Source organism: Streptomyces sannanensis (assembly GCF_039536205.1).
GTDB classification, from domain to species: domain Bacteria; phylum Actinomycetota; class Actinomycetes; order Streptomycetales; family Streptomycetaceae; genus Streptomyces; species Streptomyces sannanensis.
Window position 1 is genome coordinate 5,246,078 of sequence record NZ_BAAAYL010000001.1, and the last position, 14,563, is coordinate 5,260,640.

Here is a 14,563-nt window from a genome sequence, read left to right on the forward strand (position 1 = left end):
GCCAGGGCCCGACTTTTTGTCTGCTTTGTCGCAGAGCGTGACTGTCTGCCTTGTGGCGTGCGCTACAAAATCACGTGTCTGTTTGGTGAAAGAAAGATCGTCCGTCTAGCGTCGGTCCCGCTGTCCGTCGGACGTACGACGTCGCACCCGCGGCACCGGACAGTCATCGCCGAGTCCCCGTACGGCGCGAGCCAGGGGAGCCGGGGACCCGTCCGTCCCCTGGGGTGAATCGGACGCCTTCGCGCGCGGAGGGGTCCGTAGGAGACCTTCCTGCTCCGAACCCGTCAGCTAACCCGGTAGGCGACAGGGAAGGAAAGGACCAGCCTCTTCATGGCGCTCACCCGTGCCACCGGGAAACATCGTCGTCCGAGCACGCTGACCCGTCAGGGCGCGAGCATCGCGGGCATCGCCACCCTCGCCACCACCGGCGTCGTCGGCACCCTGGCCTCCCCGGCCCTCGCGGCCGAGCCCGAGCCGAAGGGCGTGGAGGACACCGGCATGATCCAGGCCGTCGCCCTCGAGGATTCGCTGGCGGACGAGATCGGCGCCCAGGCCGACGCCCAGCAGCACGCGGCCGCCGAGGAGGAGGCCGCGGTCCAGGCGTCGAAGGCCGCGGCTCAGGCGAAGCGCATCGCCGAGGCCCGGGCCAAGGAAGAGGAGCGCGCTGCCCGTGAGGAGGAGCGCAGGCGCCTCAACGCGTTCGTCGCCCCGGTCTCCGGCTCGTACGTCTCCACCTCCTACCATGCGGGCGGCGGCCGCTGGTCCTCCGGCAGCCACACCGGTATCGACTTCCACGCCGCGTACGGCACCCCGGTCCACGCGGTGGGCCTGGGTACGGTCGTGGAGGCCGGCTGGGGCGGCGCGTACGGCAACAACGTCGTCATCCGTATGAATGACGGTACCTACACCCAGTACGGCCATCTGGCCTCCATCTCCGTCTCGCAGGGGCAGACGGTCATGCCCGGCCAGCAGATTGGCATTTCCGGCTCGACCGGCAACTCGAGCGGCCCGCACCTGCACTTCGAGGCCCGTACGACCGCCGAGTACGGCTCCGACATCGACCCGGTCGCGTACCTCCGCTCGCACGGCGTCGCGCTCTGACTCGACAGACTTCCGCGAAGGCCCCGGCTTCACCGCCGGGGCCTTCGTCTGTGCGGCGGCCGCCGTATTCGCGAAAAGCCGCGGAAAAGCCGTATTCGTGAAAAACGGAGAGCCGTGGTGTCCCGGATTCGTGACACCACGGCTCTCCGCGGACTCGGGCGCCGGTCAGACGGTCTCGGGCAGTTCGTCGAGCCCCTCGGAGACCAGCTTCGCCAGACGGTCGAGCGCGGCGTCGGCGTCGTCCGACCCGGAAGCGAGCACGATCTCCTCGCCGCCCTCGGCACCCAGGCCGAGCACGGCGAGCATCGAGGCGGCGCTGACCGGATCTCCGTCGGCCCTGGCGATCGTCACGGGGACGCCGGCGGCCATGGCGGCACGGACGAAGATGGAGGCAGGGCGGGCGTGCAGGCCCTCTGCCCAGCCGACATTGACGCGGCGCTCGGCCATGGTGTCGCCCTTCAGGTGCTGGGAAAGTTGTCTAGACCATTGTCTTATATCAGGTCCGGGGCTCCAACGGCCCGCGACCCTCAGGCCCTGTCCGGCCGGTCATGCCGGGCTCGCGGCGTCTCGGTGCCCGCCGCGAAGCGGCTGATGTCACCGCAGCCGCTCCGCGGCGGGCGCACCTCTCCTCCGTAGCCCTTCGGGCACGGGAGGTGCCCCCGTCGTTGTCGTCGGTCGCCGATGTTCCCCCGCTACCTCTGGGGGTGCCCCCAGAGGTGCCCCCACCGCATGCGTGGACACCAGCCGCTCCACGGCGGGCCCTCCTCCCTCTTGCGACGCACGGCACCACGAGACACCAGCCGCTCCGCGGCGGGCGCTCCCCGATCCGGCCCGATCGACCGGCCAGGGCCTAGGCTTGCCGCATGCAGACCCCGTCGGATTCCGCGTACCCGGCTCACTGGGAGGCCGACGTGGTGCTGCGCGACGGCGGCACCGCGCGCATCAGGCCCATCACGACCGACGACGCCGAACGCCTGGTCAGCTTCTACGAACAGGTCTCGGACGAGTCGAAGTATTACCGCTTCTTCGCGCCCTACCCCCGACTCTCCGACCGCGACGTGCACCGCTTCACCCACCACGACTACGTGGACCGGGTCGGCCTCGCCGCCACCGTGGGCGGCGAGTTCATCGCGACCGTCCGCTACGACCGCATCAACGCGGCCGGCCTCCCGGCCACCTCCCGTCCGTCTCCCACCACCGCCCTTGCCGGAGGGTGCTTCGCGCCGGCCCCTGATATCGCCGACGAGGCCGAGGTCGCCTTCCTCGTCCAGGACGCACACCAGGGACGCGGCGTCGCCTCCGCCCTGCTGGAACACATCGCCGCCGTCGCCCGCGAGCGCGGCATCCGGCGCTTCGCGGCCGAGGTGCTGCCCGCCAACACCAAGATGATCAAGGTGTTCACGGATGCCGGGTACCAGCAGCAGCGCAGCTTCGAGGACGGCGTCGTCCGCCTCGAACTCGACCTGGAACCCACCGACCGCTCCCTCGCCGTGCAACGCGCCCGTGAACAGCGCGCCGAGGCACGCTCCGTGCAGCGCCTCCTCGCCCCCGGCTCCGTCGCCGTCATCGGCACCGGCCGCGCGCCCGGCGGAGTGGGCCGCAGCGTCCTGAGCAACCTCCTGGCGGGCGGCTTCACCGGGCGTACGTACGCCGTGAACCGGGCCTTCCCCGCGGACCGGGACACCGTGGACGGCGTTCCCGCGCACCGCTCCCTCGCCACCATCGGGGAGCACGTCGACCTCGCCGTCGTCGCCGTGCCCGCCGAGCGGGTGCCGGAAGCCGTCGCGGAGTGCGGCGAGTACGGGGTGCAGGGCCTGGTCGTGCTCTCCGCCGGATACGCGGAGAGCGGCCCCGGGGGCCGGGAGCGCCAGCGGGAACTGGTGCGCCTGGCCCGCTCGTACGGCATGCGCCTCATCGGCCCCAACTCCTTCGGTGTCATCAACACCGCGGAGGCCGTCCGGCTCAACGCCTCCCTCGCCCCCGAGGCCCCGGCGTCCGGCCGCATCGGGCTCTTCACCCAGTCAGGCGCGATCGGTATCGCCCTGCTCTCCGGACTCCACCGCCGCGGCGCCGGGCTCTCCTCCTTCATCTCCGCCGGCAATCGCGCGGACGTCTCCGGCAACGACTTCCTCCAGTACGGATACGAGGACCCGGACACCGATGTCGTCCTCCTCTACCTGGAATCCATCGGCAACCCGCGCAAGTTCAACCGCCTCGCCCGGCGCACCGCCGCCGTCAAACCGGTCGTCGTCGTCAAGAGCGCCCGCCACAGCGGCAGCGCTCCGCCCGGTCATGCCGTGATGCCCACCCGCATCCCGGACGCCACCGTCTCCGCCCTGCTCCGCCAGGCCGGCGTGATCCGCGTCGACACCGACACCCAACTGGTCGACGCCGGCCTGCTGCTGGCCGGTCAGCCGCTCCCGGCCGGACCGCGCGTGGCCATCCTCGGCAACTCGGAGTCCCTCGGTCTGCTGACGTACGACGCCTGCCTCACCGAGGGCCTGCGCCCGCTCCCGCCCCTCGACCTGACGACGGCGGCCACCCCGGACGACTTCCGAGCCGCCCTCGCCCATGCCCTCGGTGACGACGCCTGCGACGCGGTCGTGGTGACGGCGATGCCCAGGGTGGGGGAGAGCGAGAACGGAACCGGAACCCTGGCAGAGGCCCTGCGCACCGCGACCGCGTCGGCCTCGCCGAAGCCGGTCGCGGTGGTCCACGTGGAACTCGGCGGCCTTGCGGACGCCCTCTCGGCGGCGACCGGCACGGCGCCGCCCCCCGGTGGAGCCGTCGTACCCCGCGTGGCGGAGCCACGTGACGCCGCGGCCGGGAAAGGTCCGGGCGCTGGAGAGCCGGCGGGTGCGCGCATCATCCCTGCCTACCCCGCCGCGGAACGGGCCGTCCGTGCGCTGGCCGAGGCCGTCCGGTACGCCGAGTGGCGGCGGCAGGCGCCCGGCAGGGTTCCCGAGTACGAGGACATCGACGAGGCCGGGGCCGCCGCCCGGATCGGCGCACTCCTCGGTCCTGAGCCCGACCCGCGCGGCATGCGGATCGGTCCCGACGACGCCCGCGAGCTGCTCCAGCAGTACGGGATCGGTGTGCTGCGGGCGCTGCCCGCACCGCACCCCGACGCCGCCGTCGCGGCGGCCGCCCGCCTCGGCTACCCGGTGGCACTCAAGACCACCGCGCCCCATCTGCGCCACCGCCCCGACCTCGGCGGGGTCCGGCTCGACATCGCCGGCGAAGGGGAACTCCGCCGGGCCTACGCCGAGTTGACGGAGACCCTCGGCAAGCCCGCCGAGCTCCTTCCCGTCGTGCAGGCCATGGTGCCACGCGGGGTGGACACGGTCGTACGGGCCGCCATCGACCCGGCCGCAGGCGCCGTGCTCTCCTTCGGCATCTCCGGAGCGCCCTCGGAGCTGCTCGGCGACATGGCCCACCGTCTGGTTCCGGCCACCGACCGGGATGCCGCCGAGCTGATCCGGTCCATCCGCACGGCCCCGCTCCTCTTCGGCTGGCGCGGCGCGGCCCCGGCCGACACCGCGGCGCTGGAGGAGTTGCTGCTCCGGGTGTCGCGGCTGGTGGACGACCATCCCGAGGTCGTCTCGGTGGCTCTGGAACCGGTCGTGGTGGCCCAGCAGGGCCTGTCCGTCCTCGGCGCGACCGTACGGCTCGCGCCGCCGCCCGCGCGGACCGACCTCGGGCCCCGGCGTCTCCCCAGTTACTGAGGGGCCGCAGGGCCCCCGCGGCCCCGTAGGATGGACGGCATGGCGAAGACCGGTACGACGACCCAGGGGCTGCGCGCGGCGATCGAGCGCAGTGGCTACTACCCGACTCTCGTGGCCGAAGCGGTGGAGGCCGCGGTCGGTGGGGAGCCGATTTCGTCGTACCTGGTGCACCAGGAAACCACCTTCGACGCCAACGAAGTGCGCCGCCATGTGACGGTCCTGGTCCTCACCGCCAACCGCTTCATCGTGAGCCACACCGACGAGCAGGCCGCCGACAACAGCTCCCCGTCGCCGTACGCCACCACCTCCACCGAGTCGGTCAAGCTGGACCGGATCTCGTCGGTCGTGGTGAGCCGCGTCGTCGCCAACCCCGAGTCGTACACCCCCGGCACGCTGCCCAGAGAGGTGGTCCTCACCATCGGCTGGGGCGCGGTCTCCCGTATCGACCTGGAGCCGGCGGCCTGCGGCGACCCCAACTGCGACGCCGACCACGGCTACACCGGCAACTCCACCGCCGACGACCTCAGCCTGCGGGTCAGCGAGGCCGGCGACGGTCCGGACACGGTCCGGCAGACGCTCGTCTTCGCCCAGGCGCTGTCCGAGGCCACCGCGGCGACCGGCCACTGATGATCCATCCCGCCTGGCCGGACCAGGAAGAACCCGCTCCGCTCGCCCTCGACAGCGCGCCCGTGCCGCAGTACGGCCGCGGCTCGCTCGCCGATCTGCTGCCCACGCTCGCCGCGGGCCAGGGCGTCACGGGTATGACCGCCGCCATCGCCGAGCTCACTCCGGCCGACCGGAACTGTGTGTTCCTGATCGACGGCCTGGGCTGGGAGCAGCTCGCCGCCCACCCGGACGAAGCGCCGTTCCTGACCTCCCTGATGGGCAGCTCCCGCGGCGGCACCGGACTGCCGATAACCGCCGGCTTCCCGGCCACCACCGCGACCTCCCTCGCCTCGGTCGGCACCGGCCTGCCGCCCGCCAAGCACGGCCTGCCCGGCTACACCGCCCGTAACCCGGAGACCGGCGAGCTGATGAACCAGCTCCGCTGGAAGCCCTGGACCTCCCCGCGGGTCTGGCAGCCGTACCCCACCGTCTTCCAGCTGGCCGACGAGGCCGGTGTGCACACCGCGCAGGTCTCCTCCCCGGCCTTCGAGGAAACCCCGCTCACCAAGATCGCGCTGAGCGGCGGCACCTTCCACGGCCGGCTGTCCGCCGAGGACCGGATGGACCTCGCCGCCGAGCAGCTCGCCGCGGGGGACCGCTCCCTCGTCTACACGTACTACAGCGAGCTGGACGGCAAGGGGCACCGTTTCGGTGTCGACTCCGACGCCTGGCGCGGTCAGCTGATGTACGTCGACCGGCTCGTTCAGCGCCTCGTCGAACAGCTCCCGCCCCGCACCGCCCTTTATGTCACCGCCGATCACGGCATGATCGACATCCCCTTCGACGAGCAGTCGCGCATCGACTTCGACGAGGACTGGGAGCTGCGCGCCGGAGTCGCCCTGCTGGGCGGCGAGGGCCGGGCCCGCCATGTGTACGCGGTCCCGGGCGCCGAGTCCGACGTCCTCACCGTCTGGCGTGAAGTGCTCGGCGAGCAGTTCTGGGTGGCGAGCCGGGACGAGGCCATCGAGGCGGGCTGGTTCGGTCGGCCCGACGAGCTCGACGAGCGGGTGTACGGGCGTATCGGCGACGTCGTCGCCGCGGCCCACGACGACGTCGTGATCACCGCCTCCGTCAACGAGCCGAACGAGTCCGCGATGGCCGGCATGCACGGCTCCATGACCCCGGCGGAGCAGCTGGTCCCGCTGCTCGAAGTCCGCTCGTAAATCCCTCCTCCTCGTCCACGACCTGAAAGGCCGTTACTTCCCCATGCCCGAGCTGGTGTTCTTCTCCGGAACGATGGACTGCGGAAAGAGCACTCTGGCGCTGCAGATCGGCCACAACCGGTCGGCCAGGGGCCTGCAAGGCGTGATCTTCACTCGGGACGACCGCGCGGGCGAGGGGAAGCTCTCCTCGCGACTCGGCCTGGTGACGGAGGCGGTCGAGGCTGCCCGGGGCATGGATCTGTACGGCCACCTGGTGGGCCAGATGTCGAAGGGCGACAAGGTCGACTACGTCATCGTGGACGAGGCGCAGTTCCTCGCTCCCGAGCAGATCGACCAGCTGGCGAGGGTCGTGGACGAACTGGGCCTGGACGTGTTCGCCTTCGGCATCACCACGGATTTCCGCACCAAACTCTTCCCGGGCTCACAGCGGTTGATCGAGCTGGCGGACAGGATAGAGACGCTCCAGGTCGAGGCCATGTGCTGGTGCGGCGCCCGCGCCACCCACAACGCCCGCACGGTGGGAGGCGAGATGGTCGTCGAGGGTGAGCAGGTCGTCGTCGGCGACGTCGACCGACCGGCCGAGGAGATCGGCTACGAGGTCCTCTGCCGACGCCACCACCGCCGCCGCATGACCAGCGCTGCAGCCCGTGCCGGTGCGCTGTCGCCCGATGTCCTGCCGGTCGTTCCCGTATAACTGCCTTGCTCTGCACCCTGCTCCGCAGGGCGCTGGAGCGCTCGGACAAGGTCGCCACACCTACGCCTCCGTCTGGGCCGCCACGAAGTTGCGCTGGAAGCTGAGCGGGGACGACAAGGAGCGGACAGCGCCGGATCGCCGGTATGCAGTGGTCGGTGCGATCCTGCCCGCATGGACGAGACCCGCCCCCGCCTTCGGGGCGCACCCGGTGCCCGTCACCCATCGCCGCACCCTGCTCAGGCCCGTGCTTGGCCCTGGAGGTGTGAAGTCTGGCGTCAGCCGGCGGACGATCAGCGGGGTGACGAGAACGACGGCGAGGAGGCGCAGGCTCTGTACGGTCGCGACGACCGCGACGTCGGCGTGGGAGGAGACGGCTGTGGCGAGGACTGCGTTGATCCCTCCCGGGGTGGTCGCGAGGTAGGCGTCGATGAAGGGGGTACCGGTCGTCCGAGAGAAGAGCCAGGCCAGCCCCGCGCATCCGAGGCAGACGGCTGCCGTCGCCGTCACGACGGATGGCAGTAGACGCCGTACGCGTATCAGGGTCTCGCGAGTGAAGCGCACCCCGACGTCCAGACCGACCAACGCGAAGACGAGGTTCTGCAGGACCCCGGTCGGGGCGAAGCCGGGCAGGACACCGCTGAGGGTGGCAGCCAGGGCCACGAGCATGGGACCGATCAGCGCGGGCGTGGGCAGCCGCAGCCGGCGGCCGACTGCGGCGCCCGCGACACAGATGGCAGCGAGGGTGAGTATGCCTGTCACCTGCTGTGCCCCCGCGACCAGGTGGAGGAGGCCGCCGGATGCTCCATTCCCGGCGGCGGACGGGCCCGGAGCGCCCGCGGGTGAGGCGGAGGTCATCCAGTGGGCGGCCAGTGGGGCGGTGGTCGCGACGAGTCCCACCCGCAGGTACTGGCTGAACGCGACGAGACGTACATCGGCCTTGAGTTCATCGGCGCAGGTGACGATCGCCGCCGAGCCGCCGGGCATGGTGCCGAGGACTGCGCTGGGGCGGCTGATCTGTCCCCGGCGTGCCATGAACCAGGCGACCGCGACACTGAGCGCGATCGTGGCCCCGGTTACGGCCGTCAGCGGTAGTGCGACGGGCGCCGCCGAGCGCAGCGCCGACCACGTGAGGTAGCTGCCCATGAGCGCGCCCACCAGTGCCTGGGAGGCACGGTTGGCCGGTCCGGGTATCCGGTCGCGCACCATGCCGGACACCGCCAGTGCGGCGCCGACCAGCAACGAGGACAGCAGGTAGGGCGCTGGAACGCCAAGAACGGAGGCTACGAGGCCGGCGGCGTACGCGCCGACGACGATCAGTGCCCAGCGTCCGGCGAGTGCCGGTCGAGGCCGGCGGGTCTCGTCGGGGCCGGGTGCGGGCGCGGCGCCGGCAGCGGGAACGGACGACCGCTCTCGCTGGAGTGTGGGAGTCGGAGCCAACAGGACGCCTCTCGTCGAGTGGGTGGGCGCATCTCGTGGACTCCGCGTCGCACGAGATCACAGGACTCCCTACAGTGCGGGAAGCCTGCTGTGTGGAGCCTGAGAGCCGCTGAGAGCACGCTGAGAGCCGACGATTCACCGACGCGAGTCGATCTGGAATCGCAGACCGATCCAGAACTAGACTCGTAGACGGGGTTCGGCCTGTCGGCCGAACCCGGTGGGTGCACGAGGAGACGGGCGTGCGGGTCCTGGTGGTTGAGGACGAACGGCATATCGCCGCCGCGGTCGAACGAGGTCTGCGCGCCGAAGGCTTCGGCGTGGACATCGCGGATGACGGCGAAAAGGGCCTGGCCCTGGCCCGCCACAACGACTACGCGGTGATCGTCCTCGATCTGATGCTCCCGGGACGCAACGGCTACGATGTCTGCCGCGCGCTGCGAGTCGACGACGTGACCACACCGGTGCTGGTTCTGACCGCCAAGGACGGCGAGTACGACGAGGCGGACGCACTCGATCTCGGCGCCGACGACTTCCTCACCAAGCCCTTCTCCTTCGTCGTGCTGCTGGCCCGCATCCGCGCACTGTTGCGCCGCAGTTCCCCGCAACGCCCGGCCGTGCTGAGGGCCGGGGACCTCTGGCTGGACCCCGGTTCCCACCGCTGCGGCCGCGGCGCGGACGTCCTGGCCCTCACACCACGCGAGTTCGGCCTGCTGGAGTTCCTCCTGCAGCACCCCGAAACCGTGGTGAGCAAGCACGAACTGCTCACCCAGGTCTGGGACGCGTGTTTCGACGGTGACCCGAACATCGTCGAGGTCTACGTCGGCTACCTTCGGCGCAAGATTGACACCCCGTACCGCCGCTCGGCCATCGAGACCGTGCGCGGTGTCGGATACCGTCTGGACGGCAAGGGCGGCTGAGCCGTGCGACGCCTGCCCCTCGGCGCTTTGGCGGGCCGGTGGCCGCGGCATTCCTGCAGGCTCACCCTGCGGAAGCGGGTGACCCTGTGGGCCACATCGATCGTGGCCGCGGCGATGATCGTGGCCAGTCTCGGCCTGCTGTTCGGCCTGAAACACTCCATGTGGAGCAACCTGGACGGTACGGCAGGACAACGCGTCGCCGATGTCGCGTCCCTCGTCCAGTACCACCCACTGCAGGTGCGCATCCCCTCCAACGGCGGTGACGCGGACGTGGTGGAGGTCATGGACTCCGCGGGACGGGTGCTGGCCAGTTCCGACGACGACATCCGCCCCGGCATGCCCAGCGGTTTCCCGCACCCGCTGCCGGCGGAGGTCACCGAGGGCCACGCCGCCACACTGCCCAGCCTGCACATCGGCGATGGGGGCGACTTCCGGGTCGTGGGCCGGCAGGTCCGTGTCGAGGGGCGTCCGGCCACCATTGTGGCGGCGGTGTCCCTCCGCCAGGCCGAGTCCGCCCTCTCCAGCCTGGCCACCGGCCTCGCGATCGGTGCTCCGGCGCTGACCGCGCTGGTCGCGTGGACGGTCTCGCGCACGGCCGGACGTACTCTGCGCCCGGTGGAGACGCTGCGCCGCCAGGTCATCGACATCGGGGCTACTGACCTGCACCGCCGCCTGGACCTGCCGGCCTCCCAGGACGAGGTCCACGCGCTGGCCGTCACGCTCAACGACATGCTCGCCCGGCTCGACGAGGCGTCCGCCGCGCAACGACGCTTCGTCGCCGACGCCGCCCACGAGTTGCGCAGCCCGCTCACCGCGATCCGCGCCCAGTTGGAGGTCATGGCCGCCTATCCCGACCCGAGGCGTGACCCTCTCGCCGCCGCGAGCCTGCTTGAGGACGCCCTACGGCTGAATGATCTCGTCGAGGACCTTCTTGCCCTGGCCCGCAGCGAGGATCCCGCGTCGCAACGGCCGGACACCGTGGTCGACCTCGACGAGGTCGTCCTCGCAGAGGTGAGGCGCCAGCGACGCCTGACCTCCACCCGCATCGATGCCCGCCGGGTCTCGGCCGGGCGGGTGCGGGGGGACCCGGAGGCCTTGCGCCGTGTCGTCCGCAACCTTCTCGACAACGCCCGCCGTCACGCCGTCGACCAGGTGCAGGTGGCGCTCGGCGTACGCCTTGGCCTCGTCGAGCTCACGGTCAGCGACGACGGCTCAGGCATCCCGGCCGCCTACCGCGCCCATGTCTTCGAGCGCTTCACCCGCCTGGACGAGGCCCGTTCCCGTGAGGCGGGCGGCTCAGGCCTCGGCCTTGCCATTGTCGACAAGGTCGTCACCGCCCACGGGGGCGCCGTATGCGCCGAGGAGGATCCGCCGCCTGCGGAGGGCGGGCTCGGTGGTGCCCGTCTCGTTGTGCGGCTGCCGCCGGCGCACGCGCGGGGTGGGAGCTGACCGGCGGTGGGCCACGTCGACCTGGTTACGCTGAGCGCGACGTCAGTGATTCGACTGTACGATCGTGAACACCGCGCCCTCCGGGTCCGCGACGGTCGCCAGCCGGCCGCTCGCCGCCTCCCTGGGCTCATGGAGGACATGACCACCGAGCTCCTCCACCCGCCGGGCGGCCTCGTCGGTGTCCGCCACCTCGAAGTACGTCATCCAGTGCGCGCCCAGGTCGCGCGGAAGCGCGTTGCCCACTCCGTGCAGGGAGGCCACCGGACGGCTCAGCAGATGCAGGGTCGTGTAGTCGAAATCCGCGGACACGACCGGCTCCAGGTCGTAGCCGAAGACCGACTGGTAGAACTTCCCGACCATCAGGGTTTCCCGGGTCACCAGCTCGTTCCACACCGGGGTGCCGGGCGGGCCGGCCGCCGCGATGCCCGCGTGCTCGGCGGCCTGCCAGATGCCGAACACCGCACCCTCCGGGTCGGAGGCGATGGCCAGCCGGCCCGCCTCCTCCGCGTCCAGTGGCCCGACTCCGATCGTGCCGCCGCAGGACCTGATGACCTCGGCGGTCTCGTCGGCGTCGTCGGTGGCCAGATAGGTCGTCCAGGCGATCGGCAGATGCCGGTCCGGCGGCAACTGCCCGATACCGGCGACCGGATCGCCGCCGAGCAGCGCACGGACATAAGGCCCCAGGTGCTGCGGGCCGGGATGGAACTCCCAGCCGAACAGCCTCGAGTAGAACTCCTGCGTCGAGGTGAGGCCGTGCACCATGAGGCTCACCCAGCAGGGGGTGCCGGGTGTGCGACGGGTCGCTGTCATCGTCAATCTCTCCTCGGACCGTCGTGGATACGTGCCCGTGCAGATGCTTGCATCACCTGTCGCCCGGCGCGGCCGGGCCGCGCCGCGTTTGGCTGGTTCCCGCAGGAGGGGTGGCTCCGGCAGAGCTCTACGCGAGGATGGCATCCATGAATGCCATCATCTCCGCATCCGAACTTGCGAGCGAGTCGGCCGGGCCGCGGCCCCCGGTGCTCCTGGACGTCCGCTACCAGATGGGCGTCCCGAACCTTCGTTCCGCCTACGAGACCGCGCATATCCCCGGAGCCGTCTTCATCGACATGGAAGCGGAACTGGCCGCCCCGCCCGGCGCGGGGGGACGCCACCCGCTCCCGGACCTCGCCGTCTTCGGCGCGGCGATGCGCCGTGCGGGTGTGACCCCGTCCCGGCCCGTCGTCGTGTACGACGGCGGCCAGGGCTGGGCGGCGGCCCGTGCCTGGTGGCTGCTGCGCTTCACGGGACATCCGGACGTACGCGTCCTCGACGGCGGCCTCCCGGCGTGGACCGGCCCCCTCACCTCCGAAATCCCCTCCCCGCCGGAGGGCGACTTCGTCCCGGCCCCCGGCGCCGCGCCCCTCCTCGACGCGGACGGCGCGGCGGTGCTGGCTCGTTCCGGCCTCCTCCTGGACGCCAGGGCCGCCGAGCGCTACCGCGGCGAGGTCGAGCCCATCGACCCGGTCGCCGGTCACATCCCGGGCGCGGTGTCCGCGCCCACGATGGAGAACGTCGACGAGGACGGCCGCTTCCTGCCCGCGGAGGCGCTCGCCGCCCGTTTCAAGGCCCTGGGCGCGGCCGAGGCCGCGGAGGTCGGCGTCTACTGCGGCTCGGGCGTCTCCGCGGCGCAGCAGGTCCTGGCCCTGGAGATCGCCGGCTTCCGTGCGGCGCTCTATGTGGGCTCCTGGTCGGAGTGGTGCGCCGACGCCTCCCGCCCCGTGGCGACGGGCCCCCACCCGGGCTGACCGCCGCCCGGCCGAGCGGTGCGTGTCCTGACCTAAAGCGCCGCACGGGCTCCGACGACGCATACCGCGAGGCGGGCCGGTGTGTCCGTCCTCAAGCGCCGGACGGGCTTCAGGGGACCGCCCAGCGCCCGGCGGCAGGGCCGGTCGCTGAGAGGCGGCGTCGGGCAGCGTCAGCGGCGCGTGCGCGGGCAGCCGAGCGGTCGGCAGCAGCAACCCCACTCAGCCTGTACGGCCGTCGAGGACCGGACACACGGGCCGGCCGGGCGTGCGTGGTCGGCCCGGTGCGCTCAGTCCTGCTTCTTGCGGCGCGTGCCGAAGACGATCTCGTCCCAGCTCGGGACCGCCGCCCGGCGGCCCGGGCGGACGCCGTCCGCTTCGGCCTGGCGGTCGGTCGTGCCGATCAGCCGGTCCCGGTGGCCGCTCACGGAGCGCGGCATGAGTACGTCCGCGTACGCGGAGCCCGCCGAGGCCGCCGGAGCCGGCGGCTCCTCCGCCTCGGCCTCCTCCGTCGGCTCGTCCGGCACCGGTGGCGCCTCGCTCTCCGCGGTGCGCTCGGGCACGACCATGTCCCCGCGGAAGCTCGGCACGGCCTCCAGCAGGCTGGTGAGCGAGTCCCGCTCGGCGGGGCCGTCCCCCGTGTCCGCGACGGGCGTCGGCAGCTGCCGGTCGAGGGCACGGTCGAGTGGCCGGTCCCGCGGGAGCCGGGCGATCCTCGGCACGAAGGGGACGCTCGGCTCGGGCTGCGCGATCGCGTCGACGGTCTCACCGATCAGCGCGCGCGCCTCGTCGTCCACGGCCTGTACCAGTCGCCGCGGCGGGTCGTAGGTCCAGCTCGCGGAGTGCGGCTCACCGGCGACCCGGTAGACGAGCAGCACTTCCCAGGTGCCGTCGTCGCGCCGCCACGAGTCCCACTGGACGGAGTCCCTCTCGGCGCCGCGGAGCAGCAGACGCTCGGCGACGGCCTCGCCGAGGTGCGGCCCGGCGTTCTCCCCGGGGCGCCGCACGGGTGTCTTGCGGGCGCGCTCGGCCATGAAGGCGCGCTCGGCGAGCACAGGGCCCTCGAAGCGGCGTACCCGCTCGACGGGGATGCCGGCCAGCTGGGCTACCTCCTCGGCGGAGGCACCGGCACGTATCCGGGCCTGGATGTCGCGCGGGCGGAGATGGCTCTCCACCTCGATCTCGATCTGACCGAGCCGGGGGCGGTCGTTGCGCACCGCGGCGCGCAGCCGCTCGTCGATCGGAAGCGTGTACTCCGTGTTGTCCGCAGCCTTCAGCACCAGCCGTGTGCCGTCGTTGCTGACGGCCACGACACGCAGTTCGGGCATGGGGACCTCCCGGGTGGTGCCTGCCGACGTCACGTGCGTCGCTGCTTCCGCTAGTCGAGTGTGGCCTGCCCGGGTTCAGCCTGCCACAACCTTGCCGAGTTGCCCGGCGTGTCGGGCATGGGCCCTGGAACGCCGCTATGGCACGGTTACCTGTTTGCAACGCAAAGTGACGGACTTGGTCACTCTGTGCAGCAGGCGCCCGTGCGGCCCGCGGCGCCGCCGGTTCGAGTGCCTTCTTTGGCCCCCTCCCGTGGGACTGTTCGCCGTGAAGGAGACCACTCCCAGGGCTCGTCACAGTACTC

The 14,563-nt window shown here is 71.9% G+C and carries 12 protein-coding genes and 1 riboswitch; of the genes, 8 read left to right on the forward strand and 4 right to left on the reverse strand.

The features are described 5' to 3' along the window. Positions 1 to 157: 157 nt before the first annotated feature. Positions 158 to 318, forward strand: a riboswitch (cyclic di-AMP (ydaO/yuaA leader). Between the two features lie 12 nt (positions 319 to 330). Next, the gene (locus tag ABD858_RS24515; protein ID WP_345041289.1) at positions 331 to 1,101 is read left to right on the forward strand and encodes a M23 family metallopeptidase; all 771 of its coding nucleotides are present in this window, start codon (positions 331 to 333) and stop codon (positions 1,099 to 1,101) included. A 165-nt stretch (positions 1,102 to 1,266) separates the two neighbouring features. Here the strand turns inward: ABD858_RS24515 and ABD858_RS24520 are convergent, their stop codons facing one another. Continuing rightward, positions 1,267 to 1,548, reverse strand: a complete 282-nt coding sequence (locus ABD858_RS24520) for an HPr family phosphocarrier protein (RefSeq protein WP_345041293.1) — start codon at positions 1,546 to 1,548, stop codon at positions 1,267 to 1,269. A 416-nt stretch (positions 1,549 to 1,964) separates the two neighbouring features. On the opposite strand from ABD858_RS24520, the gene ABD858_RS24525 reads away from it, so the two are divergent. The 4 genes from ABD858_RS24525 to ABD858_RS24540 are packed head-to-tail and all read left to right on the forward strand — an operon-like array spanning position 1,965 to position 7,349. Continuing rightward, complete coding sequence (locus ABD858_RS24525) at positions 1,965 to 4,826, forward strand: bifunctional acetate--CoA ligase family protein/GNAT family N-acetyltransferase (protein WP_345041295.1); 2,862 nt, start codon at positions 1,965 to 1,967, stop codon at positions 4,824 to 4,826. 39 nt (positions 4,827 to 4,865) lie between these two features. Then, positions 4,866 to 5,453: a DUF5998 family protein gene (locus tag ABD858_RS24530; RefSeq protein ID WP_345041298.1), complete on the forward strand. Its 588-nt coding sequence runs from the start codon at positions 4,866 to 4,868 to the stop codon at positions 5,451 to 5,453. Continuing rightward, a complete protein-coding gene (locus ABD858_RS24535; protein WP_345041300.1) occupies positions 5,453 to 6,655 on the forward strand; it encodes an alkaline phosphatase family protein in 1,203 nt (400 codons plus the stop codon). Before ABD858_RS24530 ends, ABD858_RS24535 begins: the two co-directional genes overlap by 1 nt. A gap of 43 nt (positions 6,656 to 6,698) precedes the next feature. Continuing rightward, positions 6,699 to 7,349, forward strand: a complete 651-nt coding sequence (locus ABD858_RS24540) for a thymidine kinase (protein WP_345041303.1) — start codon at positions 6,699 to 6,701, stop codon at positions 7,347 to 7,349. A 60-nt stretch (positions 7,350 to 7,409) separates the two neighbouring features. Here ABD858_RS24540 and ABD858_RS24545 read toward each other — a convergent pair whose 3' ends face one another. Further along, positions 7,410 to 8,786, reverse strand: a complete 1,377-nt coding sequence (locus tag ABD858_RS24545; RefSeq protein ID WP_345041305.1) for an AbrB family transcriptional regulator — start codon at positions 8,784 to 8,786, stop codon at positions 7,410 to 7,412. 239 nt (positions 8,787 to 9,025) lie between these two features. On the opposite strand from ABD858_RS24545, the gene ABD858_RS24550 reads away from it, so the two are divergent. Beyond that, positions 9,026 to 9,703 carry a response regulator transcription factor gene (locus ABD858_RS24550; protein WP_345041307.1) on the forward strand — a complete coding sequence of 226 codons (678 nt, stop codon included), beginning with the start codon at positions 9,026 to 9,028 and terminating at the stop codon, positions 9,701 to 9,703. Between the two features lie 78 nt (positions 9,704 to 9,781). Then, on the forward strand, positions 9,782 to 11,152 hold the full coding sequence (locus ABD858_RS24555; RefSeq protein WP_345041310.1) for a sensor histidine kinase: 1,371 nt from the start codon (positions 9,782 to 9,784) through the stop codon (positions 11,150 to 11,152). A 42-nt stretch (positions 11,153 to 11,194) separates the two neighbouring features. Here ABD858_RS24555 and ABD858_RS24560 read toward each other — a convergent pair whose 3' ends face one another. After that, complete coding sequence (locus ABD858_RS24560) at positions 11,195 to 11,962, reverse strand: VOC family protein (RefSeq protein ID WP_345041313.1); 768 nt, start codon at positions 11,960 to 11,962, stop codon at positions 11,195 to 11,197. Positions 11,963 to 12,108: 146 nt separating this feature from the next. Between ABD858_RS24560 and ABD858_RS24565 the strand changes: the two genes are divergently transcribed. Continuing rightward, positions 12,109 to 12,936 carry a sulfurtransferase gene (locus ABD858_RS24565; RefSeq protein ID WP_345041315.1) on the forward strand — a complete coding sequence of 276 codons (828 nt, stop codon included), beginning with the start codon at positions 12,109 to 12,111 and terminating at the stop codon, positions 12,934 to 12,936. 287 nt (positions 12,937 to 13,223) lie between these two features. Here the strand turns inward: ABD858_RS24565 and sepH are convergent, their stop codons facing one another. Beyond that, the gene (gene sepH / locus ABD858_RS24570) at positions 13,224 to 14,294 is read right to left on the reverse strand and encodes a septation protein SepH (protein WP_345041317.1); all 1,071 of its coding nucleotides are present in this window, start codon (positions 14,292 to 14,294) and stop codon (positions 13,224 to 13,226) included. Positions 14,295 to 14,563: the final 269 nt, after the last annotated feature.

Bases quoted from the DNA above. Each gene is read 5' to 3' on its own strand.
- ABD858_RS24530 (WP_345041298.1), top strand. From the start codon at position 4,866: ATGGCGAAGACCGGTACGACGACCCAGGGGCTGCGCGCGGCGATCGAG.
- ABD858_RS24560 (WP_345041313.1), bottom strand. From the start codon at position 11,962: ATGACAGCGACCCGTCGCACACCCGGCACCCCCTGCTGGGTGAGCCTC.
- ABD858_RS24565 (WP_345041315.1), top strand. From the start codon at position 12,109: ATGAATGCCATCATCTCCGCATCCGAACTTGCGAGCGAGTCGGCCGGG.
- ABD858_RS24520 (WP_345041293.1), bottom strand. From the start codon at position 1,548: ATGGCCGAGCGCCGCGTCAATGTCGGCTGGGCAGAGGGCCTGCACGCC.
- ABD858_RS24525 (WP_345041295.1), top strand. From the start codon at position 1,965: ATGCAGACCCCGTCGGATTCCGCGTACCCGGCTCACTGGGAGGCCGAC.
- ABD858_RS24540 (WP_345041303.1), top strand. From the start codon at position 6,699: ATGCCCGAGCTGGTGTTCTTCTCCGGAACGATGGACTGCGGAAAGAGC.
- ABD858_RS24535 (WP_345041300.1), top strand. From the start codon at position 5,453: ATGATCCATCCCGCCTGGCCGGACCAGGAAGAACCCGCTCCGCTCGCC.
- ABD858_RS24515 (WP_345041289.1), top strand. From the start codon at position 331: ATGGCGCTCACCCGTGCCACCGGGAAACATCGTCGTCCGAGCACGCTG.